This window comes from Congregibacter sp. (genome assembly GCF_047617445.1).
GTDB lineage: Bacteria > Pseudomonadota > Gammaproteobacteria > Pseudomonadales > Halieaceae > Congregibacter.
Genome location: NZ_JBLGBE010000011.1, coordinates 1 through 23,966 on the forward strand (window position 1 = coordinate 1; position 23,966 = coordinate 23,966).

Annotated in this window: 15 protein-coding genes; 7 read left to right on the forward strand and 8 right to left on the reverse strand. The window is 54.8% G+C overall.

Annotated elements, in window-relative coordinates; genetic code table 11:
* Nucleotides 1-656: LysM peptidoglycan-binding domain-containing protein (locus ACI9KD_RS04455; RefSeq protein ID WP_414979955.1), on the forward strand; the 656-nt coding region annotated here is incomplete at its 5' end.
* 22 nt (nucleotides 657-678) lie between these two features.
* Here ACI9KD_RS04455 and ACI9KD_RS04460 read toward each other — a convergent pair.
* From ACI9KD_RS04460 to ACI9KD_RS04475, 4 genes are all read right to left on the reverse strand, one after another.
* On the reverse strand, nucleotides 679-3,732 hold the full coding sequence (locus tag ACI9KD_RS04460) for an efflux RND transporter permease subunit (RefSeq protein WP_414979956.1): 3,054 nt from the start codon (nucleotides 3,730-3,732) through the stop codon (nucleotides 679-681).
* Nucleotides 3,729-4,937: an efflux RND transporter periplasmic adaptor subunit gene (locus ACI9KD_RS04465; protein ID WP_414979957.1), complete on the reverse strand. Its 1,209-nt coding sequence runs from the start codon at nucleotides 4,935-4,937 to the stop codon at nucleotides 3,729-3,731. The genes ACI9KD_RS04460 and ACI9KD_RS04465 overlap by 4 nt, the downstream gene beginning before the upstream one ends.
* Nucleotides 4,938-5,037: 100 nt before the next feature.
* Nucleotides 5,038-8,403, reverse strand: a complete 3,366-nt coding sequence (locus ACI9KD_RS04470; protein WP_414979958.1) for a UvrD-helicase domain-containing protein — start codon at nucleotides 8,401-8,403, stop codon at nucleotides 5,038-5,040.
* Nucleotides 8,349-11,006 (reverse strand): PD-(D/E)XK nuclease family protein, encoded by a 2,658-nt coding sequence (locus ACI9KD_RS04475; RefSeq protein ID WP_414979959.1) that lies wholly within the window; start codon nucleotides 11,004-11,006, stop codon nucleotides 8,349-8,351. The genes ACI9KD_RS04470 and ACI9KD_RS04475 overlap by 55 nt, the downstream gene beginning before the upstream one ends.
* Before the next feature lie 116 nt (nucleotides 11,007-11,122).
* On the opposite strand from ACI9KD_RS04475, the gene ACI9KD_RS04480 reads away from it, so the two are divergent.
* Entirely contained in the window at nucleotides 11,123-12,208 is a 1,086-nt protein-coding gene (locus ACI9KD_RS04480; RefSeq protein WP_414979960.1) for a 3-deoxy-7-phosphoheptulonate synthase, read from the forward strand.
* A 19-nt stretch (nucleotides 12,209-12,227) separates the two neighbouring features.
* Here the strand turns inward: ACI9KD_RS04480 and nfuA are convergent, their stop codons facing one another.
* Nucleotides 12,228-12,803, reverse strand: a complete 576-nt coding sequence (gene nfuA / locus ACI9KD_RS04485; RefSeq protein WP_414980000.1) for a Fe-S biogenesis protein NfuA — start codon at nucleotides 12,801-12,803, stop codon at nucleotides 12,228-12,230.
* Between the two features lie 219 nt (nucleotides 12,804-13,022).
* Here nfuA and metH point away from each other — a divergent pair, with 219 nt between their 5' ends.
* Together metH and ACI9KD_RS04495 are read left to right on the forward strand one after the other, a co-directional pair.
* Entirely contained in the window at nucleotides 13,023-16,688 is a 3,666-nt protein-coding gene (gene metH, locus ACI9KD_RS04490) for a methionine synthase (RefSeq protein ID WP_414979961.1), read from the forward strand.
* A 23-nt stretch (nucleotides 16,689-16,711) separates the two neighbouring features.
* Nucleotides 16,712-16,999, forward strand: coding sequence for a DUF2970 domain-containing protein (locus ACI9KD_RS04495; RefSeq protein ID WP_414979962.1), 288 nt, complete (start codon nucleotides 16,712-16,714; stop codon nucleotides 16,997-16,999).
* Nucleotides 17,000-17,405: 406 nt separating this feature from the next.
* Here the strand turns inward: ACI9KD_RS04495 and ACI9KD_RS04500 are convergent, their stop codons facing one another.
* Nucleotides 17,406-18,566 (reverse strand): serine hydrolase domain-containing protein, encoded by a 1,161-nt coding sequence (locus ACI9KD_RS04500; RefSeq protein WP_414979963.1) that lies wholly within the window; start codon nucleotides 18,564-18,566, stop codon nucleotides 17,406-17,408.
* Nucleotides 18,567-18,734: 168 nt separating this feature from the next.
* Here ACI9KD_RS04500 and ACI9KD_RS04505 point away from each other — a divergent pair, with 168 nt between their 5' ends.
* The 3 genes from ACI9KD_RS04505 to ACI9KD_RS04515 all read left to right on the forward strand — a co-directional run bounded on the left by ACI9KD_RS04505 (nucleotide 18,735) and on the right by ACI9KD_RS04515 (nucleotide 22,069).
* Nucleotides 18,735-20,399: a nitrite/sulfite reductase gene (locus ACI9KD_RS04505; protein ID WP_414979964.1), complete on the forward strand. Its 1,665-nt coding sequence runs from the start codon at nucleotides 18,735-18,737 to the stop codon at nucleotides 20,397-20,399.
* Nucleotides 20,386-20,823, forward strand: a complete 438-nt coding sequence (locus ACI9KD_RS04510) for a DUF934 domain-containing protein (RefSeq protein ID WP_414979965.1) — start codon at nucleotides 20,386-20,388, stop codon at nucleotides 20,821-20,823. The genes ACI9KD_RS04505 and ACI9KD_RS04510 overlap by 14 nt, the downstream gene beginning before the upstream one ends.
* Nucleotides 20,824-20,893: 70 nt before the next feature.
* On the forward strand, nucleotides 20,894-22,069 hold the full coding sequence (locus tag ACI9KD_RS04515) for a cation:proton antiporter (RefSeq protein ID WP_414979966.1): 1,176 nt from the start codon (nucleotides 20,894-20,896) through the stop codon (nucleotides 22,067-22,069).
* Nucleotides 22,070-22,156: 87 nt separating this feature from the next.
* On the opposite strand, the gene ACI9KD_RS04520 is transcribed toward ACI9KD_RS04515, so the two are convergent.
* Nucleotides 22,157-23,086, reverse strand: a complete 930-nt coding sequence (locus ACI9KD_RS04520; RefSeq protein WP_414979967.1) for an FAD-binding protein — start codon at nucleotides 23,084-23,086, stop codon at nucleotides 22,157-22,159.
* Nucleotides 23,087-23,836: an electron transfer flavoprotein subunit beta/FixA family protein gene (locus ACI9KD_RS04525; protein ID WP_414979968.1), complete on the reverse strand. Its 750-nt coding sequence runs from the start codon at nucleotides 23,834-23,836 to the stop codon at nucleotides 23,087-23,089. It lies immediately after the preceding gene.
* Nucleotides 23,837-23,966: the final 130 nt, after the last annotated feature.

Sequence of the window (23,966 nt, forward strand, 5' to 3'; positions counted from 1 at the left end):
GTCGTTACGTGCCACGACTGATCGCATTGAGTACGATCGTAGCCTTTGATGAAGCTCTGGAGGTGAGCCTGCCCGATATCCCTAATGCCCCGGCTTTTGCGGCTATCGATACTGCAGGCCAGGTTGAAATGCTTCGCGCCGCGGAGCTTGCAGGTCTGGAGCTTGTGGAATTACGCAACTTCAATCCGGGTCAGCTGCGCTGGGCGACCGCTCCAAACGGAGACGGAAAGTTACTCGTGCCGATCTCAGTCGCGGAGTCTCTGGCAGTAACACTTGCTGAGCTTCCGGACTCTCAGCGGGTTACCTGGCAGCACTACCGAATACGTCGGGGTGACAGCCTTATACGCATCGCCAAGAACTTTGATACGCAGGTCGGATTGCTGCGAGAGGTTAACAACCTTAACGGTAATCTCATCCGTGCAGGTGACACCCTCATGATTCCCGATAGTGTCGCCTGGCAGCAGAGTCTAGCTTTGGCACAAAGCGGCAGTACGGGCGTGCGCCGCGGCTACACTGTGCGCAGTGGTGACTCGCTGTACGAAATCGCAATGCGTTTTGATGTCACCATCGACGACATCATCGGCTGGAACAAACTCGACCCAGGCCGCTACCTCCAGCCGGGTCAATCCCTGACCCTGTATCTCGGCGGCGACTGACTCTAGCGCCAGCAGGGTCGCTTTAGGCACCCTGCTCTTGTTGCTCCTTTTTGATATTGAAGAACACGGCGTATAGCGTCGGCACTACCGTCAAAGTCAGTATGGACGCAAACCCGAGGCCGGCCATAATTGTTACCGACATATTGACGAAGAACACATCCGACAGCAGGGGAATGAGTCCTAGGATTGTTGTGCCCGCGGCAAGCAACACCGGGCGAGCCCTGGATACCGCAGAGTCCAGTATTGCGTTGTAAGGGTCATGCCCCTCCGCAATCTGTTGATCAATCTCCTCGATAAGCACGATGGCATTTTTGATCAGCAACCCTATCAAAGATAGAGCTCCGAGCATGGACATAAAGTCGAAGGCACCGTTGGTGGCTAGCAACCCAGCGCTGACCCCCACGATGGCCAACGGTACCGTTAGCCAGATAATCAACGGCTGTCGCAGCTTGCCAAAGAGTACAATGCTCGTGAGTATCATTAACAAGATGCCTACAGGAAGCGAACGGCCCAGCCCCTGCTGAGCATCGGCGTTGTCTTCATATTCACCGCCCCAAGCAAGGGTGTAGCCGGCGGGTAATTCAATGGCCTCGATTTGCGGTTGAATACGCTCAAACAGTGGCGTGGCCAACTCGCCACTAGGATTACACGACGCGATTATCGTCGGAATGCGGTTGCGTCCCCGCAGCAGCGCGTTCTCCCAATCCGTGCGGTAGCCCGATACTACCGAAGATACAGGTACAGTTTGGCCGAGAACTGCACTCCAGATCTGGATATCTCGAATGGCATCCACATCGATTCGCTCGCTTTCACTCGCGCGCATTTTTACCGGCAATACTCGATTACCATCCCGGTAACTACCTGCTGGAATGCCATCAAAAGCGAACTTCATGGCGTCACCGAGATCTTCTCGAGTAATGCCTAACTGTCGACCGACCTGCTCATTAAAGATTGGTGTGATGAGCTTCACCGGCGAGCGCCAATCATTGCGAATATCAACAGCGTCGTGATCATCGCGCATAATCGATTCGGCCTGCTCCACCAGTTGTCGCAGGACTGTTGCATCGGGGCCGGAGAATCGTGCCTCAATCTTGGCGTCGCGTCCGGGGCCTATGCGTAAGGACTTAACAATGGGGTCAATCCAGGGTGCTTCACTGCGTAGCTTTTCGGCCGCTAGGCGCTGTAGTTCACGCACCTGAGATGGATCCGTTGCGCGCACGATAATCTGGCTGTAAGCCGGTGTAGGTTCTCTTGAGTCATAGACCAGCATGAATCGTTGGTGTGCTCCGCCGACCACGGTCGTCGTCTGGAGCACGCCCGGCTGCTCTCGAAGGAATTCTGCTATTGCGAGGCTGTCGTCTCGAGTCCTGCGAATATCGGAGCCTTCGGGCTCGTAGATGTCGACAAAGAACAGGGGGGTGCTGGACTCCGGGAAAAATCCGCTTTTGACCTGGCCAAAGCCGATAACACCCAACACGAACAGCGCTAATACGGTGACTAAAGTAACCCGTCGGTAGTCAACGGCAAGACCCACAAGCCGCCGATAAGCTCGGAAGACCTTGCCGTCATAGGGATCTAGATCCTGCTCCGGACCTCCCTGCTTCAGGAGAAGTGCACACAGCAATGGGGTGGTGCTGACTGCCGTGATCCAGCTAAGAGACAGGGAGATCAATATGACGTAGAACAGTGAACCTGCAAATTCACCGGTGTTGTCCGGCGATAGCCCGATAGCAGAGAACGCAAGAATGCCGATGACTGTGCCGCCCAGGAGCGCCCAGATTGTTTTGCCCACCGCTTCAGTCGCCGCTTCAAGGGCTTTCATGCCGGATTGCATACGCACCTGCATACCCTCGGCGACCACAATGGCGTTATCCACCAGCATACCTAAAGCGATCACCAAGGCACCTAGAGAAATGCGTTGCAGCTCTATGCCGAAAAGGTACATCAGCAGCAAGGTGCCCGCGACGGTGATCAACAGTACCGAGCCAATAATCAAACCCGATCGCAGGCCCATAAAAACCAGCAGCACAGCGATCACAATCCCCACGGCTTGCGCGAGACTGACGAGAAATCCACCCACCGACTTCTCCACTTCCGCCGGTTGGTCGTAGACAGCTTCGAGTGACATGCCAACGGGTATGCGTGTTTGAAGCTCGGCTATACGCGCGTTAATACGCTTGCCCACTTCGACAACATTCTGTCCCTGCGCCATGCTAATTCCCACGCTAAGCGCTGGCTGGCCATTGTGGTAATACAGTTTGATCGGTACCGCTTCATACGCTCGAGTGATCGTAGCGATATCCCGAAGGCGCACCAGACTTCGATCCTGAGATGAAATGAGGACGTCCCCAATCTCCTGTACGGAATCAAACTCCCCGGTAGGTTTGATCCGCAAATAGTCATCCCCGACTCTGACATTTCCGGCATCGACAACAGAGTTCTGCGAGCCAAGGACTCCCGCGATGGCAGCCGGGTCAATTCCCAACTCCGCCAGGCGAGATCGGGACATATCGAGGTAAACGACTTCCTGCTGTTCGCCGTCTATCGAGACCTTGCGTACACCCTCCACCAATACCAACTGGCGTTTGACATCATCAGCCACGTCATACAGGTCTCGCCAGGTATAGCCCTCGCCCGTGAGCATAAGATAAACGCCATACACGTCACCAAAGTCGTCGATTACGATGGGGTCCTGCGCTCCGGGTGGTAATTTGGGTCGCACGTCGGTGATTTTACGGCGCAGTTCGTCGAATACGTTCGGAAGATCTGCGGCGCTAAATTCATCTTTGAACTCTATCGTGATATCCGACAGGCCCGGTCGGGAGACTGACATTTTCAGGCGCTTTAACTGGGGTAGTTTCTGGATCGCATCTTCCAGATGGTAGGTCACCTCGTCATGCACTTCCTGTGCGGATGCACCGGGATACCGGGTGATGATCTTGGCCATTTTGATGGTAAAAGCGGGGTCTTCCAGCTTGCCCATCTTCTGGAAGCCAAGCACCCCCCCGGCGACCATGATCACCACGACCAGCCAGGAGATAACCGGTGTACGAACTGAATAGGCGCCAATGCTCATAAAGAATCGCTATCGCCAGGGGCCGTCTCGCGCGGAATAGCCTGCTCACCCCCGAGCATGCGGGTGACCTGCATGCCATCGGACAGGTAACTCGCACCCACGGCAACGATCTCTTCACCACCAACCAGGCCAGAGAGCACTTCGATCATGTCTCCAGAGACCCGGCCTGTTTCAACGCTGATGCTTCGGACCTGCATGCTCTGGGCATCCAGCACGAACACTCTGGGTGACAGAGTTGCATCCGCCTGAACCGCCCTGGCGGGCACCCAGGTGACGGCATCGCTCGTTAAAAGATCGCTAAAATCCACTTCAACCTGTGCGGTCATTCCCGGCAGCACAGTGAACTCATCAGGCTGGCGCATACTAAAAGTCACAGGGAAGGTTTGCGTATCTGGATCAGCCCTTGTCGCCAGCTCTTTAAGCTCCAGCGCATAACTAATGTTTGGCCGGTTGTCGAAGGATGCCATAGCCCGAACCGACGCCGCGGAGCTTTCCTCCAGAGGATCGCTAGATAGCTCACCCTCTCCTCCGCTCGTGACGCTGCGAATAACGGACTCAGGCATTGCGATAATTACGTCAAGGAGTTCTGTGTCCTGCAAGTAAACGATGCTCTGCTTGGCTCGAACCTCTTCAAAGTTGTCGACATAGCGTCGGGCAATCCGCCCGCGAAAGGGGGCGCGCAGAGTCGCGTAGTTTAGATCGGCTTTGGCCTGAGCCAGGGCTGCCCGTGCGGAGCGGAAGTCCGCTTCCATACGATCGTAGTCCAACTGGGAAATACTGCCTGAGTCTATGAGTTCACCGGCTCGGCGAAAGTTACGTTCGGTATTTTCAAATACCGCCTCACGGTCCTCCAGAGTGTTTTTAAAGTCGGTGGCGTCTAGTTGCGCAAGGACCTGCTCCGCCTCCACGACCTCCCCTTCACGAATAGGGAGTGCTTCGAGCTGACCAGACACCCGAAACGACAGCTCAGCCTGCGTTGCCGCCTCGATACTTGCGGGGAACTGTCGGATCTCTGCGCTCAAGCTTTTGTCCACGATAAAGAGCTTAACCGGTCGTGAACTAACGCTCTCGCTGGGGGGAGGAGGCTCGGAGCAACCCACTATGCTGAGCCCCAGAAGCACCAAGGTGCTTCGCAGAAGCAGAGATTTGGATTTGATCTGACTCGCAGCCATCAGGGGGGCATTCACGCAGTGGGGGTTTTTCATGGAGGGGCAGCGCTCGCTTTGCTCGACTGTCGATTATACGAGGCGCTTGTGGCAGTTGCCTAGCGATCGCTATTCTTCTTAAATGAAAATAGCGCAATGCTTAAGACTCCAGATGCCATTCTGCGTGTTTGCCTAGTGTCGGAAAATACAGTGCGCAGCGGACAGGTTCAGGAAACCGCTCCCGAAGCGCTTCGGCATAGGCCTTTAGCTGGGGCGCGTAGACCGCTAACTGCGCTTCTATAAACTGCGCCTCAGACTCTCCCTCACCGGGTGCGCTGGTTTTGTAGTCCACTACCCATCGGTCGCCCAGAACTTCATCCACAAAAGAGTAATCCAAGATTAACTGTTGCGCTCCCTCTTCTGTGAAACTTGTGAGCGCAAGTTCCGCTGCGCGCTCGGAACGCTCTGGAGAGAGCATCCAGCGACCCCAGGCGTCAGCCAAAACGTGATCAAGTATTTCCCGGCCCTCAATTTCCAGTCCCTCCAAGGCGCTACTGTCGGCTCCAGCGTCCAGCAATGCTACGCGCAGTAAACCTTGAAGCAAGGGGTCACATGAATCAGGAAGTTGCTCTCGATAGACCAGTGCTTCTAAGCAGCGATGGATAGCGGTACCAAACGCTCTGGCAAGGTAATTGTCAGCAAGGATCAAGCCTTGCGCTTGAGGCTCCTGCGGGGTTACGGCGATGACTGGAAGCTCTCGGAGTCGTCTATAGCCGCTGATAGACGTTTCATCGGTAGCCTCTTCCCCTGGAACGAAGCAGACATCGAGCTGATCTTCTATCGTCGGCCAAATAACATTGAGTAAAGATCCGGCGCCCGGCCCCCGATAGTCTTCCTTACCGTCATCCCAAGTGAGCGTCGCGCCTAACCAAAGATAGTCTGCAGCGCGAGTACAGCCTACGTAAAAAAGCCGGGTCGCTTCGCAATCGCGCTTTTGTTTTGCCTGCGCTTTTAAGTAGTCATAAAGACGCGGACGTTCACCCCCTTCAGCACTTGCCCGAATGTCCAGGAGGAAGGTTGGAGGTGCTCCCGGGAGTACAAACTCATCCCAAAGGAGCAACTCACGATCCTGGCCAGCGGTACTCTTAGCTAGAGCAGGAATGAACACCCAGTCAAACTCTAAACCCTTGGCCTTGTGTATTGTCATCACCTGAACTTTACAGCGCTCGTCCCCGGGCGAGGCATAGAGGGTGGCCATAGCGTCGGTGAGCATCCGACCATTCAAGGGATACCGCTCCAGCTCTAGTTGCTCTAGACACTGAAAAAAGCGCTCAGCGTCACGAATATCCGCCTCCTCCAGCAACCGCCCTGCGCCAAAAAGTAGCAACCAACACTCCTCGACCCACACCCGAAGGGCGAGTCGGTCCCGGTAGTGGTCAGCCCAGTTCAACAGTCGCGATAGATGTTCCACGCGCTGTTGTGCAACGGCGGATAAGCGTGAGTAGTCCGGCGAATTTGTAACATCGGGGTCGCGTAAGTCTGCAGCTGTCGGGCACGCCATTGACATCAAGAGCAGGTCGGCATTATCCAGAGCAATTGCTGGGCTGCGCAGGAGGGCTAACCAGGCATAGCGATCGAAACGATCGCACAAGACCGTGCTGAGTGTTAGGAGGTCCTGGATAAGCGGTCGTTGAGCGAGTGTGTCGAGATCCCTCGCTGCCACTTCGATGCCACGTGCGCGCAGCGCCGCCAAAACAGGGCGTAGCTGTGTTCGAGAGCGACCAAGAATCGCAATGCTTTCTACCCGATCATCAGCGATCCCCTCCTCCAGCTTTAGACACAGAGCGGCGATTTCCGCATCGGCTGCGCCTTCGCCTGTAAATACAGCAATTTCGGGCGCTGCGCCCGGTGCTCTCGCGGCGGTGGCGCTGCGATATTGCACAGCTCCCACCTGAGCATCATCAGCAATGGGGAATCCGGCCCTAAAGTGGCTATTAGTCCACTCTACTAAGCCTTGGCGACTGCGAAAGTTCACGCTGAGATCAAGCGCGGTCAAAGCAAGGTCTCCGATGCCCTCGCTGCGGGCCCGGATAAAAAGTCCAACGTTAGCTTCACGAAAGCCGTAGATGGACTGCATCGCATCTCCCACCAGCAGGAGTGTCCGTGGAGCCCGCATATTCTCGACGTTGTGTTCCTGCCAACCTCGGGTCAGTCGTCGAATGAGTTCAAACTGCACGGAGGATGTGTCCTGAAATTCGTCGACCAACAAATGTTCGATCACATGGTCCAGGCGCAGCGCAATGTCTGTAGGTTCATCATCGCTACCCAGCGCGGTTAGCGCAGCGAGCGCTATTTGTGCATGGTCGACTTCCCCTGCTTTTTGAAAGACCAGCAGCAGCTCAGCACCCAATCGTGGCAGCAGTCGAGTGAGTGCCGCCAGGACGTCCCAGTGCTCGGGTTCCTCGTCCACATCGGGTAAGAGCAGCACCTGTCTCATGTCAGACAGCAGCGCTGGATCCCTGTCTTCTCTAAGCGCAGCCAGTAGTGCGAGCATTTGCTGCTTTCGCTCAGCGGCCTCCCCGGCGCCGGTGGGAAATCCGTTGTTCTTGTTGACCGTTTTTCGCCAATCACCTTTCCCGGTAAGTAATAGTGCGGCTACCGCTCGCCAAGTCTTAAGGTCCTCGGTGTTTCTCGAAAAGACAGTGTCACCGCCAAGCTGCTCACCTTGGTATCGTATAAGCTCGCCAAGCTCACCAAGGTAGGGATCGAGACGGCGCTGCAGTTCTTCCAGGCGGTAACGAACCAGGGTCTCGGTAATCTCCAGTAAACTGCGGCGGTCGCCATCCCTAAGACCTGCGCCGCCGAAGACTGGCTGCCACTGCTCTCGTCGCTGAAGGAGTCCGGAGAGGAGCTCTACGGTGGTCTCCCAATCGTTGTCTAAATGGAGGAGGAGGGTTTCGATGTCCAATGTTTTTCCATCGCTAAGCCGCGCCAACTCCCGATGTAAAAACCGTTCAATAGCCTCGCGAAACAAAGGCCTGCTGTCGTCCGTGGCTGTAACTTGACCGCCACAGCCACTGAGTACGGGCATTTGCCGCGTGAGATATCCGCAGAAACTGTCAATGGTCTGAATGCGCAGTCGCGAAGGATTGGCAAGCAGTCCCCAGCCTAACGCTGCATCGTGCTCACGCACTGCCTGCGCGGCAGACAGGAGTGCTTCTTCATGTGGGTTGTTGGCGCTTACGCCATCAGCCGCGTCGCGTAATGCGTTCACAACGCGGGCGCGCATTTCTGCGGCGGCTTTGCGCGTAAAGGTTATGGCGACCACACGTTCAGGCTCGCTAACTCGTTCCAACAAGCCCAAAAAGCGTCGTACCAACAAAGCGGTTTTACCTGAGCCCGCCGGTGCGCTCACGCAAAATGACTCCAATGGATCGACTGCACGCTCTCGGGCATTTACATCAGCGGGAATCACGCGAGTTGCTCCCTCAATCGACACAGCGAAAAGCGTTGGCAGTATCGACATGCTTCGTTCGTGGGATCTACAGGACTGTGTCCTGAGACAAACTCCTTGGCGAGCAAAGACAACTCCTGAGTCCAGTGCTCGCGCAGCGTGTTTATGCCACCGCTCTGGCCTTCTGTGAGATGCTTCTCGGCACTCTCTATACCCTTGATGAATTCTCGTTCGCCGATACCCTTGAAGCCTTCTGAACCGGGCTTTAAGGATGCGTAAGCGATTCCAGCGGCAGGCGGTGTTAGCAAAGCGTACAGCGGTAGCTGGGGCCGTGCGGGGCGCTCACCCAGCCACTGTTTTACACTGCCAATTGCTCCGCTTTTGTAATCGATGATCAAATCGCTGCCGTCGCTCAACCGATCAACCCGGTCTACTCGCAATCGCAGTCGAAGACCGCCGAGTTGATGCTCACGGGGTTCTTCACGACCGGCAACCACAAACGCTTCGGGCCGCTCGCGCTCCAGGGCCAACCAGCGCCTTAGAACGCTATCAAGCCGCTGTCGTTCCAGGGAAAGCAAATCACCACCGAGAACGTCCAGCCGCTCTTTCAACAAGCCGTTTTGTGCATAGTCCAGGGCCTGCTGAATGATAGGTCCAAGCTCTAATTCAGTAACTGATGAGAGTCCCGCACTATCGCCAAGACTGCCCCAAACATCATACAAAGCCCGGTGTATCAGTGTGCCTCGCTCTGACGCGAGGAGTCCTGCGGTCAAGGCTGGCGGCTGTGCTGCTCGCAGTCGGGTCGCCGCAAAAGCTTGGAACGGACATGCCGATTGCTGCTCTAATACGCTCGTCCCTACGCCTTTAAATGCGCGCTCCCCCTCTGCTAACGGCACCGGATCTAGCGCGACGGCATCGAACTCGGCGCTGGCAGCCTGGGTAAGCCAACGCTTGTCTACAAACCATTCTTCACTCTCAGAACTCTCAGCGGTATCAGCCAACAAAGGACTGGGAAGCGCTTGTGCGCCATCGAGTTGATTGACATAACTGGTTTGTATCTGCCCTGCTCCGGCTAACCATTGCTCCCAGCGGGCCTTCGCCCAGCGCCGCTCCCAACCAGCATCGGCATGGGGCATATCCTGTTCGCGTTGAAGGCTATGCGGCAAATAGGGATTTGGCTGCGCGGCTGCGGGCCAGCGGGCCGCACTCATTCCAGTAATCCACATAGCGTCAAAACTAAGGCCTGTGGTTTCAAGAGGACCCAGTATCTGAATCGACTGGTCCTCGGTGCGCGGTTGGAACTGCTGCTCGCCAAGGAGGTCTCTGAGACTCTGAATGGCCTCGGACAATGTCAGCGCACCAGCAAGCAGATCGAGTGCGGCAAAGGAATCCAGCGCCTCCTGCCATTGCACCGCCTGTTGATACTCCAATGAATCCAGGGCCGCGCCCTGTGGCCAACCCCAAGCTGACAAAATCGCGCGGAACGGCTCCAGCCATTGTGATGGCGGGCGGGCGCGCCTCTGCCAGCCGCCGTTTGTTTCCGCCTGCAGCACTATGTCCCAGGGCGGCGGGCTTTTTTCTTTATCGAGTAAATTGTCCAACACGCCACGCATGACGCGCTGAGGAATCCGCTCCTTAGCAAGCTCTCGCAGTTGCCTGATGGACCGCTCTCGCTGATCTATACGGTAATTTAAGGGCCTAACAAATCTAGACTGAAGGACTGCGATGACGTTTTCGACGTCGATTTCGGGCAGACTGAACTCCAGAATTCGCAGCGCATCTCGCACCAATGGCACCCGGTCCAAAGTAAAGCCCGTAGCGAAGTTCACCGGCAAACTTGCGTAATTTTGTGTCAGACAGGCAAATTCCTGCCGGAGATAGTATTCAAGGCGATCCCGATCGCTATGCATATCAGACAGCACGACGGCATAGCGTCCATTGGGGTCGCGTTCCTGCTGTTCCCGACACCAGCGGGCCGCCATTTGCAGCTCGCCTCGCGGATCAGAGAAGGCTCTAGTAGGCTGAATCCGGGCCGTTTGAGACGGTAGTTTCAATTGCCGCCACGCCGGAGAAGCCTCGCAGAGGGCTTGATGCAGGGGCGGTAAATCATCCTGACTAAGTAAAGCCACCGCTTGGTCCAGCGCGTCGGGACAGCTGAGAAGTTGCTCTAAGGCCTGCTCTGGTGTGATCGCTTTTAAGTCAACAAGCGCAGCGCGAAAACGGCCCTCCCAGCGCAGGAATGCCCGGGAGTCTTCATCAAAGCTAAACGACTGATGCACAGCAGGATTGCCGAGATCCACTCGCCACAGTGCAAGGGTCTCACTCGCTTCCTGACTCAGTGTCGCTGCTCTGGTAGGACTGAGTAACGAGAACGGCACCGTCTCATCAGCATCGATGATCTGGCGCCAGATGAGTCGCTGTCCCGCGGTGTCCACAAGCACCCTGGGCGCTAGCAGGCCACGGGTAACAGCTTTCCGCCAGCGCTCAATCCAGAACTGTCGAACCGGTAGCACAGTACTGCTGTGCCATACCCGCTCCCCTCGAGCGAAACGATACTGCTGTTCTGCTTCGCGCACGGCTCTGCTGAGACGACGGTTGGGCGTTAGCACAGCCGTGCCATCTGCAAGAAGCCCAGCAATACGCTCTATACCGCCAAACAACGGACGCAGGCTCATGGCCTAAATCCCATCGGGAACGGGTGAGACTGTGTATTCATTATCGCGCCTCTGCATTACAATTCGGCGCCTCAAATAGTCACCACGCAAGCTCGCACTCTAGCAGGACCGTTTTCATGAGCAACACTGTTCACAACATCAATGTCGCCTCACAAGACATATTGCCTACGCCCGCTGCTTTAAAGCAGCTCATACCCTTGACAGATGATTTGGCACGGGCGATCACGGCCAGCCGGCAAAGTGTCTTTGACATACTTGATCGGCGGGATCACCGGCTTTTGGTTGTTGTGGGCCCCTGCTCTATCCACGATACCGCCGCCGCTTTGGAATACGCGGCGCGTCTGAGCGCGCTCTCCAAGGCGCTAGATGACAGCTTGTTTATTGTCATGCGCGCTTATTTTGAAAAGCCCCGAACGACTGTTGGCTGGAAAGGCCTCATCAATGATCCCTATTTGGATGATTCGTTTCGTATCGAAGATGGCTTAACAATCGCCCGACAGCTACTTACGGATATCGTCGCTATGGGCCTCCCCGTATCCACCGAGGCACTCGATCCGATTTCACCGCAGTATCTTCATGACCTGATTTCCTGGTCCGCGATTGGTGCGCGTACCACGGAATCTCAAACCCATCGCGAGATGGCCAGCGGTCTGTCATCGGCCGTGGGATTCAAAAATGGAACTGACGGTGGACTGACAGTTGCGGTAAACGCAATGGGCGCAGCCTCTCAATCCCATCGTTTTTTGGGGATCAATAGTCAGGGGCAAGTCTCAGTATTTACCACGCGGGGTAATGGCTACGGACATGTGGTATTGCGCGGCGGAAGCAGTGGGCCCAACTACGATTCCGTGCACGTTAAGCTTTGTGAACAGGCGTTGGACAAAGTAGACATGCCGCAAAACATTATGGTCGATTGCAGTCACGCCAACTCCAACAAGGACCCCTCGCTACAGCCTCTGGTTGCAGACAATGTTGCCAACCAGATCACAGCGGGCAACCAATCGATCATTGGCCTTATGATCGAGAGTCACCTTCACGCGGGTAACCAGGGTATGACGACTAACCCGGCTGATTTGGAGTATGGCGTGTCAATTACCGATGGCTGTATCAGCTGGGAAGAGACGGAAACTTGCCTACGCTCGCTCCACCACAAGCTCCGGGACTTACTGCCCCAGCGTATGAGTTCTTCTGTGCCCTCCTAATGATGGCCCTCGCGGGCGATCAATAGAAAGCGTTGCTTCGATCCGAGTGATCAGTCATATCGCGCACGCCTTTGAGCTGCGGGAGCTGATCAAGCAGCGTTTTTTCCACGCCGTCCTTGAGTGTCATAGACACCGCACTACAGCCCTGGCATCCGCCGCCAAAGCGCAGGATAGCGTAATCTTCCTCGGTGACTTCCACTAGGGACACTTCGCCACCGTGGGCAGCCAAAGATGGATTTACCTCGTTGTACAGCAGGTAATTAATGCGATCCTCGATAGGGGAATCGTCGCTGACTCGTGGCATTTTGGCGTTCGGTGCCTTGATCGTCAGCTGTCCGCCCATACGGTCGGCGGAGTAATCCACCAGCGCGTCCTCAAGGAACGGTACACTGCGACCGTCGAGGTAGGCGGTAATTTTGTCAAAGGGGTGCTTGACGTCATCGTCCAGTACGTCGGCCTCCCGGCAGTAAGCGATGCAGGTCTCTGCGCGCGCAGTGCCGGGTGAATTGATGAACACCCTCACACCGAGAGTGTCGTCCTGCTTAGCGAGAAGTTCTGCAAGATATTCTTGGGCGCTATCAGTAATCGTGAGCATTGACGTTTTATCCAAATACTTCCTGAGTAAATTAGTCGGGTATTATAGCGGTACTGCAGCTGGCCGTCACCCTTTCAAATCATAGTCAGCGTGTTTTTGCTCGCAGGCTGGAATTGTGCCTAAGCCCGCGTCCTTAAACTCTGCTAACATTCTGCCCCGATTTTCACGTCCTTAACGCGCCGTTGCGGACGCCACAGGCCCACAAATTAAGCAGGTATCATGAACTCCTTTAGTCCAGTACCCGGTCCCCTAGCAGATGCCCTTCACGATCGTATTTTAGTGATAGACGGCGCTATGGGAACCATGATTCAAGCCGAAGGTTTGCAGGAAGAGGATTATCGTGGGGAGCGCTTCGCAGATCATGCCGGGGATCTCAAAGGCAATAACGATCTGCTGTCGATCACGCGTCCACACCTCATCGAAGGGATTCATAGGGCGTACCTTCAAGCCGGCGCTGACATCATTGAAACCAATACGTTTAACGCGACTGCCGTCGCTCTGGGAGATTACGGTCTCCAGGCTATCGCAAGAGAGTTGAACGAGACCTCGGCGCGAATTGCCAGAAGCGCCGTGGAAGCGATGAACGCGGAGACCCCCGAGCGACCGCGCTTCGTCGCCGGTGTATTGGGGCCCACACCACGAACCGCTTCGATTTCGCCGGATGTGAATGATCCGGGGGCTCGGAATGTCGACTTTGCCCGCCTGAGTAGTGATTACTCAGAAGCAACGCGGGGCTTGCTTGACGGTGGCGTGGACGTCCTGATGGTTGAAACGATTTTCGATACACTAAATGCCAAAGCAGCGATATTTGCCATCGAAAGCGTCTTTGAGGAACGCGGTGTGCGCCTCCCAGTGATGATCTCAGTGACGTTTCCAGATATCAGCGGCCGAAACCTGTCGGGACAGAGCCCCACTGCTTTTTGGTACTCCGTGGCTCACGCCAGACCGATGGTCGTGGGCAGTAATTGTGGTCGACGCTTTCTCGAAGTGCGGCCATTTCTTGAGGAGCTGTCAAAAGCCACTGAGGGCTACTTCAGTGCGCACCTCAATGCTGGACTCCCCAATGCCTTTGGCGAGTACGACGAAGCTCCGGAAGTCATGGCCGCCGAATTCAAGGACTTTGCAGAGCGCGGCTTTGTCAACTTGGTGGGGGGTTGCTGCGGCACGACGCCTGCGCATATCCGAGCGATCGCGAACGCAGTACATGGAATAGCGCCCCGAGCACTCCCGAATAATCCTGCGTCGTGCCAGCTCAGTGGTCTGGAGCCCTTTACGTTTAACGCGGACAGTCTCTTTGTAAACGTCGGTGAACGTTGCAATGTCACAGGCTCAGCGCGGTTTAAGAAACTTGTCTTGGCCGATGAGTATGAAGCCGCACTGACGGTAGCGCGGACTCAGGTTGAAGACGGCGCTCAAATTATTGACGTCAACATGGACGAAGGCATGCTCGATGCCAAAGAAGCCATGGTGACCTTCTTGAATCTCATTGCGTCAGAACCGGACATCTCTCGCGTGCCGATCATGATTGACTCCTCCCGCTGGGAAGTCATCGAAGCAGGTCTGCGCTGTGTTCAGGGCAAGGCTGTGGTCAATTCGATCAGTCTCAAGGCTGGGGAAGACGAGTTTTTAGAGCAGGCGCGGCTGTGTCAGCGCTATGGTGCTGCAGTCGTGGTGATGGCTTTCGATGAAGACGGTCAGGCAGATACGGTCGCACGGCGTCAGGAGATATGTCAGCGCAGCTGGGACCTCCTTCGGGAACGGCTGGATTTCAATCCCCACGACATCATTTTTGACCCCAACATATTTGCCGTTGCTACGGGCATCGAGATCCACAATAACTACGCCGTGGATTTTATCGAGGCGACCCGCTGGATCAAGGCCAACCTCCCCGGCGCCAAAGTGTCGGGGGGTGTCTCTAACGTGTCCTTTTCGTTCCGAGGCAATAATCCAGTACGCGAAGCGATTCATTCGGTGTTCCTGTATCACGCGATTCGCGCGGGAATGGACATGGGCATCGTCAATGCTGGACAGCTAGCCATTTATGACGAGTTACCTGAGGAACTTCGCGAAGCGGTAGAAGACGTGGTACTGAACCGCCGGGATGACAGCACAGAGCGGCTTCTTGATATTGCCAGTAAGTACCACGCGGATGGTCCTGCCACAGTACGTGTCGAAGATCTCGCCTGGCGAGACGAGCCGGTAACCAAGCGTCTTGAATACGCTTTGGTCAAGGGCATTAACGGCTATATCGTAGAAGATGCGGAAGAAGCGCGGCAGCAGGCGGCACGCCCCATCGAAGTAATCGAAGGTCCGCTTATGGACGGCATGAATGTTGTCGGCGACCTTTTTGGCCAAGGAAAGATGTTTCTGCCGCAGGTGGTGAAAAGTGCGCGGGTGATGAAGCAGGCAGTCGCTTATCTACAACCCTACATCGAAGACGAGAAAGCCACGGGCAGCACAAACGGTAAGATTCTCATGGCAACGGTCAAAGGCGACGTGCACGACATTGGAAAGAATATCGTCGGCGTGGTGCTTCAGTGTAACAACTACGAGGTTATCGACCTGGGCGTGATGGTGCATTGCGAAACGATACTCCGCGTTGCAAAAGAAGAAAACGTAGACATTATTGGCTTAAGCGGTCTGATCACCCCCTCGCTTGATGAAATGATGCACGTTGCCAGTGAAATGCAGCGTACGGGCTTTTCCGTCCCGCTCATGATCGGTGGCGCGACCACATCCAAGGCGCATACTGCGGTCAAGATCGAGCCCAACTATCAAAACGATTTGGTGGTTTACGTGCCCGACGCTTCCAGAAGTGTGTCCGTCGCCTCACAGCTGCTGGGGGAGCGAAAGGCTGGCTTTGTGAGCGATCGACGAGCCGAGTACATCCAGGTTCGTGAGCGCATAGCCAATCGCAAGCCAAAGGCAAAGCGTCTGTCTTACCTAAAAGCCCTGGCCAATCGTGCCGTCTTTGACTGGGAGAGCTACCAGCCACCCACACCAAGCTTTACGGGCGCACGGGTGTTCAAGGACATCCCATTGCAGGATCTGGTCGATACTATCGACTGGACACCTTTTTTCATCACCTGGGAGCTCGCTGGCAAGTATCCGAAGATACTTAAGGACGACGTTGTCGGTGAGCAGGCGAGAGACTTGTTCGCCGATGCGCAGGCTATGCTCAAACAAATTGTTGACGAGAATTGGTTGGAAGCGCGCGCCGCAATCGGGTTCTGGCCTGCCCACAGCGACGGCGAAGACGTTCTGGTAGATGTCGGGGATGATGCCGCTCCCCTGCGATTGCATCACTTGCGCCAGCAAACCGAAAAAGCCAATGATCAGCCCAACTTCAGCCTCAGTGATTATGTGGCACCTAGCAATGATTACATTGGGGGTTTCTGCGTCACTACGGGCCACGGAGTTGCTGAGCGTGCTGCCGCTTTTGAAGCCAATCATGATGACTATAATTCGATCATGCTGAAGTCCCTGGCAGATCGTCTAGCGGAATCGCTGGCCGAGCACATGCACCGACGGGTTCGTCAGGAGTTCTGGGGCTACGCCTCAGATGAGCAGCTATCCAATGAAGAATTGATACGGGAAAGGTATCAAGGCATACGCCCTGCCCCGGGCTACCCCTCCTGTCCCGATCACACGGAGAAGCGTGCGCTGTTTGATCTACTTGATGCAGAGAATCTGTGCGACGTGACGCTTTCGGATAACTTCGCCATGGAGCCGGCCTCTTCGGTCAGCGGTTGGTACTTCTCCCATCCCGAGGCGCGATACTTTGCCGTTGGCAAAATTGGCGAGGATCAGCTTGAGTCCATGGCATCACGTAAGAACGTAAAGACCTCGGAGCTGGCCCGTTGGCTCGCGCCGAATCTTGATTGAGACTAAGGACAGCCAGGACCAATATGACAAGCGATACCGATTCGACCAGTGGTCTACCAGACTCAAGCGTAGAGAGTTCATCTTCTGATGAGGCGAACGCCGGCGAGGAGAAAAAGAGTGCGCCTTTGAATCCACTTCAAGTGATCAGTAGCGTGTTTGCCGCAGGGTTAGGCGTTCAGAGTAGTAAAAATCGCGAACGCGATTTTAAGCAAGGTCGTATAGGCACCTTTATCTTTACCGGCCTGTTGTTCACCGCCCTGTTCATAGGCACGGTCTATACCGTAGTGAGCTTGGTGCTAAGCAGTCGCTAAAGGGGCCTAGTCTTCTTGGATCGCCATTTTACGGCGCGCCCAAAAACGCAATTGAAGCTGCCCCGGCGATAGCTGCAACTGCCGGTGACTGAAAGTCTTTAGCTTGGCATACCTGCAAGCCAAAAACACACGGTCGCTACAACGACAGTCATAATAACTACAGTGGCGACAGCGTCAGCTGTGCTATTAGATTTCTCGGGTCCGCTTGCGGCCATGGATTTCTTCCTTTCCTGTGTCTAGCGTGTGTGACGTGTACCGAATGCGCGAACAACGCAAAAATGCTTTGTGCCTGTGCGAAACGCGGCGGAATTTTAGCACTGCAGGCTCGCAGCCCCAAGTACTATCTATCTTCACACCGGCCCATTTTATCAGTGAATTTCAGAGGTTTTAGCGAGGGCTCAGGGACTCAAAGTGTTTGGTAAACCGCAGTCTCCATTTCGAAAAATAGCGCAGAAGAAGCTTCATCGGCAAAAGGAAGTATCTGACTGAGGTACGCCCCGCCGATCCCGTTCACCGGATCGATCCAATAGTAGCTATTAGCCAGTCCCGCCCACATCAATGTGCCTGCTGGACGCCCAGTGAATCCCGCTACCTCATTGATTTGAAAACTCAAACCCCAGCTCTTAGGGTCTCCCGGGAAAAATTCCCCGTCGTTACTTAGCGAGGGCGCACAGGAATGCATGGTTTGAACGCGTAACGGGCCTATCTGGTTACTGCACATCTCAGCGACCGTTTCCGCCCTTAAAATACGCGAGCCATCAAGCACCCCTTTGTTCAAAATCATACGGATAAATTTCCCGTAATCTCGCATGGTGCCCCGCAGGCCACCGCCTCCCTCATCGAACTCTCGCTGATCAGCTTGTTCCAGCGGCAGTGGAACTAAGGATCCATCAGGTATACGTGCGTGTAGATGCGCGGCGCGAGCAAACATCGAATCGTTGTAATCAAAATGCGTATCTACCATACCCATTGGGCCGCACAGATGACTGTCAAAATAGTCACCCAGGCGCATGCCGCTAGCCGCCTCTACCATCTGCCCTGCCCAATCAATACCAATGCCGTATCGCCACTGTGTTCCGGGATCAAACATCAAGGGCTGGAGTAAGGCTGCTCTTTGTTGGCTGCTAATGTTCGGTGAGCCGGTTGCTTCAAGCCAACGACTGCAGGCTTCGTCCCACATGTGATAACTGTAGCCGGAGGTATGCGTCAGCAGATGTCTCAGTGTTACCGCAGTGGCGGGCGCCCGGGTCACGGGCTCCCCATTGTCATCAAATCCCTCGAGCACCTGTGCCGTCCTTATCTCAGCGCAGAGGTCTCCAGCCGGTGCGTCCAAAGAGAGCTGCCCCCTCTCTACCAACTGCATAGCCGCCGCCGCAGTCAGAGCCTTGGTCATGGAAAAGATTTTACCCACCGTGTCGGTGGTCATTGCAATGCCACTACCTAGCTGGCGCTCACCAAACCCGCCTTCATAGCGCACGCCCTCACGATCCACGACAATTGCTGTGACACCTGGAGCCGCTCCGCGCGCGATTCCGGCTTCAAGAATGCTGTCCAGTTGGTCTTTCATAGGGGCACGCCATAACTTTTTGTGCCGTGGATTCTGGAGCATCCAGTGTTACTGTCAAGCACACGCTGATGCCTCCAATAACTAAATCATCCAAGCTTATAAAAAACAAAAATAGTTGCATCCCCATAGCTTTGATAGAGTGCGCGCTCATTCAGAAGCGTGCTTCTCATGTATCAATACGACAAGTTAGACCAAACCATTGTTAACGAGCGTGTCGCTCAGTTTCGAGATCAAACCGAGCGTTACCTGCGCGGCGATCTTAGTGACGCTGAGTATTTGCCTATGCGCTTACAAAATGGTCTGTATGTTCAGCGTTTAGCACCCATGCTGCGTATCGCAGTGCCATATGGCCTTATCAGCAGTATGCAGTTGCGGGCTATCGCAAGCATCAGCCGACGCTACGACAAGGGCTATGGACATATCAGCACCCGGCAAAACATTCAGTTGAACTGGCCACGAATTGAAGATGTACCCGACATTCTTGCGGATCTTGCCGCCGTGCAAATGCATGCCATTCAGACCAGCGGCAACTGCGTTCGCAATACCACGACCGATCAATTCGCCGGTGTCGCCGCAGACGAGGTGGTAGACCCACGTCCCTACTGCGAGATCATTCGCCAATGGTCTACTTTGCATCCTGAATTTGCCTTTCTGCCGAGGAAATTCAAGATCGCGGTTAATGGTGCCGAAGAAGATCGGGCGGCCATACATTTTCACGACATCGGAATCGAGCTTTATCGGAACCTGCATGGTGTAGTGCGTCTGAAGTTCCTTGTTGGCGGCGGCCTAGGCCGAACGCCGGTGGTTGGATCGGTGATCCGGGATGATGTTGCTACCGAGCATTTATTGACCTATCTCGAGGCGGTCTTGCGGGTTTACAACCTTCACGGACGTCGGGACAACAAGTACAAAGCACGAATCAAGATTCTCGTAAAAGCCATGGGAGTGGAAGCTTTCCGTGACGCGGTGGATGCCGAATGGGAGACAAGTCGCGGAGGACCCAACACCCTGACGGAGGCTGCTCTTGCGGCCGTTGCCGAGCACTTCACGATGCCCAACTACGCGGTCACGGATGCCTCACAAGAGTCCGCGTTTCTCGCAGAAGCCTGTGCTCGAGAATCATTGTTTGCAGGTTGGGTAAAGCGTAATACCAAGGCGCATAAGCAACCGGGATATCGCGCAGTCACAGTAACCCTCAAAGCGACTGGGCAAGCACCAGGCGACGTCAGTGCCGCTCAGATGGATGCCTTAGCAGGGCTTGCTGATCAGTTTTCGTTCGGGGAACTTCGCAGCACTCACGAGCAGAACATAGTTTTGGCTGATGTCCGAGAGAGCGAGCTCATGACGTTGTGGAAGGCACTGCAACCCCTGGGCTTAGCAGCATCCAACGCCGGGCATATTACGGACATGATTTGCTGCCCCGGGGGGGATTTTTGTTCGCTGGCTAATGCCAAATCTATTCCTGTAGCGCAGGCGCTTCAAGAGCGCTTCGAAACTATGGATTACCAATATGATTTGGGCCCCATAGAGCTGAATATCAGCGGCTGTATGAATGCCTGCGGACATCACCATGTGGCCCACATCGGCATTTTGGGCGTGGACAAGAAGGGCCAAGAGTTTTATCAGGTGTGCATTGGTGGCTCTCAGGCAGGCAACGCTAGCGTAGCCCGTATCCTGGGCCCCTCCTTTAGTCGTGCCGAACTACCGTCGATCATAGAGAAACTACTGGAGCGCTATCTGAAGCTTCGAGAGTCCGATGAGGAGCAATTTCTAAGGGTCTACGAGCGATGTGGTATAGAGCCTTTTAAGGATGCGGTTTATGGAAAAGCCTGAGCAAGATGTCAGTTCAGACCAGAACAGTGCTGGCGGGGCTGCAGGTGCCTACGCCTTGCAAGAATGGATTGACGCCGGTAAACCAGCCTCGGCTTCGGTGGTTGTAGCAGGAGAGGATGATCTCGCAGACCATTACGCAACACTTCTCAGGGTGCCGCAGATAACCATCACTTTTGCTGGCTTTATGGACGGGCGGGGCTTTAGTCACGCTGGGAAGCTGCGTCAAATGGGTTTTGATGGAAAGCTTGTAGCCGGCGGCGAAGTGCTGGCGGACCAATGGGTGTACCTACAGCGCTGTGGCTTTGATACCTTAGAGAGTGTGGAAGTCGCCTCCAACGCCAGCGCCCTCCCCGGTTTCACCGAAGTCTATCAGGCCGATGCACGTGAACTTGAGCCCCTGTTTCGGCGTAAACGCCAGGTCTGATAATTTTTGATCGCCCGGTGAACGCCGAGCGCCTGTTACAATCAAAGCTCGACCCACTAAGCGACGCGCTATGGATCCAAGCTCAGTCACTTTTGCTTTCTTTCTGATTTTCAGCGGCGCTGCGGTTTTAGCTTCGATTGCGTTGTACACCCGTCAGCCATTGATCATTGCGTATATCGCATTGGGCGCACTCATTGGTCCGTCGGGCTTTAGTCTTGTGACGGACCTGCAGCAGCTATCAGACATTGGCCACATCGGCATTATATTCCTACTCTTTCTTCTTGGCCTCGACATGCAGCCGCAAGCGCTGTTCGCCACCCTGCGCAAGTCCACGGTTGTAGGTCTGGCTAGCTCCGCAATTTTTTTCCTGATGTCCTGGTTAGTAGCGAGCCTGTTTTTTACGGGTCTTGGTGAGACGGCCATTGTCGCGATAGCGATGATGTTCTCATCGACTATTATCGGCATAAAACTACTGCCGACCACGATTTTGCATCATCGCCATATCGGCGAAATGATGATTGGCCTGCTTTTACTTCAGGATTTACTGGCAATCATCGTATTGGTTTTTATCATGGCAAGCGGTAGCGCCGAGGAAGGCGAAGCCGCGTGGCATATTGCCAGAGTACTGGTGGCCCTACCCCTGCTCGGCTTGGTTGCCTGGGCAGCAGTTCGATTTGTGCTTCTGCGATTGATTCAGCGGTTTGATCGTTTTCATGAGTATATTTTTCTTCTAGCAATTGGCTGGTGTCTCGGCATGGCTGAATCTGCTCAAGTTCTGGGGCTCTCTGCGGAGATTGGTGCATTTGTAGCCGGTGTTAGCATCGCGACAAGTCCTATTTCGCAGTACATAGCGGTAAACCTAAAGCCCTTACGCGATTTCTTCTTGATCCTGTTTTTCTTTGCCGTAGGTGCGCGTTTTGACCTGTCTATGCTCGAGCATGTGTGGCTTCCGGCGACCTGTCTTGCGGTACTAGTGCTCGTTATGAAGCCGATCACTTATCGTCTGCTGCTTAAGGGGATGAGCGAGCGTCGAAGTCTTGCCTGGGATTTGGGGTTTCGACTTGGGCAAGCCAGCGAGTTCTCACTGCTCATTGCCTACATTGCTTTCGATGCGGGTTTGCTTGGACTAGAGGCCTCTCTCACTATTCAGGCAACTACGATCATTACCTTACTCGTGTCGTCCTACATCGTAGTACTTAACTACCCGAACCCGATTGCTATCAGTGATCACTTGCGTCGAGATTAGACTTGGGACTTGTGGTTTATCAGGGCAGACGACGCGCATAAAAAAGCCGGCTTGCACCGGCTAATTACAAGTATCCGGATCACGCTTCTAGAGCAGGGCTTCCAACTCAGGGAGCGCTTCAAAGAGGTCCGCAACAAGTCCGTAGTCAGCAACCTGAAAGATCGGTGCATCCCCGTCCTTGTTGATTGCAACGATCACTTTTGAATCCTTCATGCCAGCAAGGTGCTGAATTGCGCCGGAAATACCCACGGCGATATACAAATCAGGCGCGACAATCTTGCCTGTCTGCCCAACCTGCATATCATTGGGAACGAAGCCCGCGTCGACCGCTGCGCGAGACGCGCCGATAGCTGCGCCAAGCTTGTCCGCAATAACGTCCAGGAGCTTAAAGTTGTCGCCGTTCTGCATGCCTCGGCCGCCGGAGATCACAACATCAGCTGCGGTGAGTTCTGGACGATCAGACTGTGCAATTTCTTGACTGACAAAGCTCGAAATACCTGCGTCATGAGCGGCATCTACTGCCACCAACTCAGCACTGCCACCCTCGGCTGCGACAGCATCGAAGGCCGTAGTACGGACGGTGATAACCTTCTTGGCGTCGGAGCTCTGTACCGTAGCGACCACGTTTCCGGCATAGATGGGGCGCTTAAAAGTGTCCGGAGACTCGACGCTGATAACGTCGCTGATCTGTGCAACGTCCAATAGAGCAGCGACGCGAGGCATAATGTTTTTGCCGTTACTCGTCGATGCCGCTACGATGTTGTCGTAGTCTGCACCCACGTCTGCAATCAGAAGGCTGACATTCTCTGCCAACTGATTTGCATAGGCCGCGTTATCAGCGCAAAGTACCTTTTGGATTCCCGGAACTAATTGCGCTGCAGATGCTGCGCCCGCGCAGTCGGCCCCTGCAACAAGGATATCAATATCTGATCCCAAGGCCTGTGCTGCCGCTACGGCATTCAGAGTGGCTACGTTCAGACTGCTGTTGTCGTGCTCTGCTACAACGAGAGTACCCATTTAGATCACCTTCGCTTCGTTTTTCAATTTGTCGACCAGTTGCTCAACCGACTCTACTTTGATGCCCGCAGAGCGCTCTGGGGGGGGCTCGACCTTGACCAGACTAAGGTGAGACGTTACCGAGACGCCGAGTTCCTCAGGAGTCAGGACGTCGAGCTGCTTCTTTTTGGCTTTCATGATGTTAGGCAGTGATGCGTACCGTGGCTCATTCAAGCGTAAATCTGTCGTGACGATTGCTGGGAGGCTCAGACTGAGGGTCTGCATACCACCATCAACTTCTCGAACTACCGTGAGCTTGCCATCTTCGATCTTGATCTCTGACGCAAACGTTCCCTGGGGCATGCCTGCGAGGGCGCCCAGCATTTGTCCAGTCTGGTTGTTGTCGCCATCAATAGACTGTTTACCGAGAATCACCAGATCTGGTGACTCCTTGTCTACGATGCTCTTCAGCAGCTTAGCTACAACGATAGGCTCAGGATTTCCCTCAACCTCAACGTGGATACCTCGGTCGGCGCCAAGCGCAAGAGCCGTTCTGATCTGCTCCTGGCAGTTTTTCTCTCCCACTGATACCGCGATCACTTCCGTGACGGTGCCAGCTTCTTTAAGCCGCACAGCCTCTTCTACTGCGATTTCGCAAAAGGGGTTGATCGACATCTTGACGTTATTCAGATCGACATCTGAACCGTCAGCCTTGGCGCGTACCTTGACGTTGTAGTCTACGACACGCTTGACTGCGACGAGAACCTTCATATTGTCTCCCGTGATGGGTTAGTGGTGTTTAGGAGCGGCGAAGAACAGCCCCCTAGAAAAGCGGGGACAAATGGTGCCGACATTGCCTGCGTAGGTCAATAGGAACCTCTTATATATCCACGCCCATGAA

Coding starts and splice junctions, on each gene's coding strand:
- ACI9KD_RS04460 (WP_414979956.1), bottom strand. CDS start 3,732: ATGAGCATTGGCGCCTATTCAGTTCGTACACCGGTTATCTCCTGGCTG.
- ACI9KD_RS04465 (WP_414979957.1), bottom strand. CDS start 4,937: ATGAAAAACCCCCACTGCGTGAATGCCCCCCTGATGGCTGCGAGTCAG.
- ACI9KD_RS04470 (WP_414979958.1), bottom strand. CDS start 8,403: ATGTCGATACTGCCAACGCTTTTCGCTGTGTCGATTGAGGGAGCAACT.
- ACI9KD_RS04475 (WP_414979959.1), bottom strand. CDS start 11,006: ATGAGCCTGCGTCCGTTGTTTGGCGGTATAGAGCGTATTGCTGGGCTT.
- ACI9KD_RS04480 (WP_414979960.1), top strand. CDS start 11,123: ATGAGCAACACTGTTCACAACATCAATGTCGCCTCACAAGACATATTG.
- nfuA (WP_414980000.1), bottom strand. CDS start 12,803: ATGCTCACGATTACTGATAGCGCCCAAGAATATCTTGCAGAACTTCTC.
- metH (WP_414979961.1), top strand. CDS start 13,023: ATGAACTCCTTTAGTCCAGTACCCGGTCCCCTAGCAGATGCCCTTCAC.
- ACI9KD_RS04495 (WP_414979962.1), top strand. CDS start 16,712: ATGACAAGCGATACCGATTCGACCAGTGGTCTACCAGACTCAAGCGTA.
- ACI9KD_RS04500 (WP_414979963.1), bottom strand. CDS start 18,566: ATGAAAGACCAACTGGACAGCATTCTTGAAGCCGGAATCGCGCGCGGA.
- ACI9KD_RS04505 (WP_414979964.1), top strand. CDS start 18,735: ATGTATCAATACGACAAGTTAGACCAAACCATTGTTAACGAGCGTGTC.
- ACI9KD_RS04510 (WP_414979965.1), top strand. CDS start 20,386: ATGGAAAAGCCTGAGCAAGATGTCAGTTCAGACCAGAACAGTGCTGGC.
- ACI9KD_RS04515 (WP_414979966.1), top strand. CDS start 20,894: ATGGATCCAAGCTCAGTCACTTTTGCTTTCTTTCTGATTTTCAGCGGC.
- ACI9KD_RS04520 (WP_414979967.1), bottom strand. CDS start 23,086: ATGGGTACTCTCGTTGTAGCAGAGCACGACAACAGCAGTCTGAACGTA.
- ACI9KD_RS04525 (WP_414979968.1), bottom strand. CDS start 23,836: ATGAAGGTTCTCGTCGCAGTCAAGCGTGTCGTAGACTACAACGTCAAG.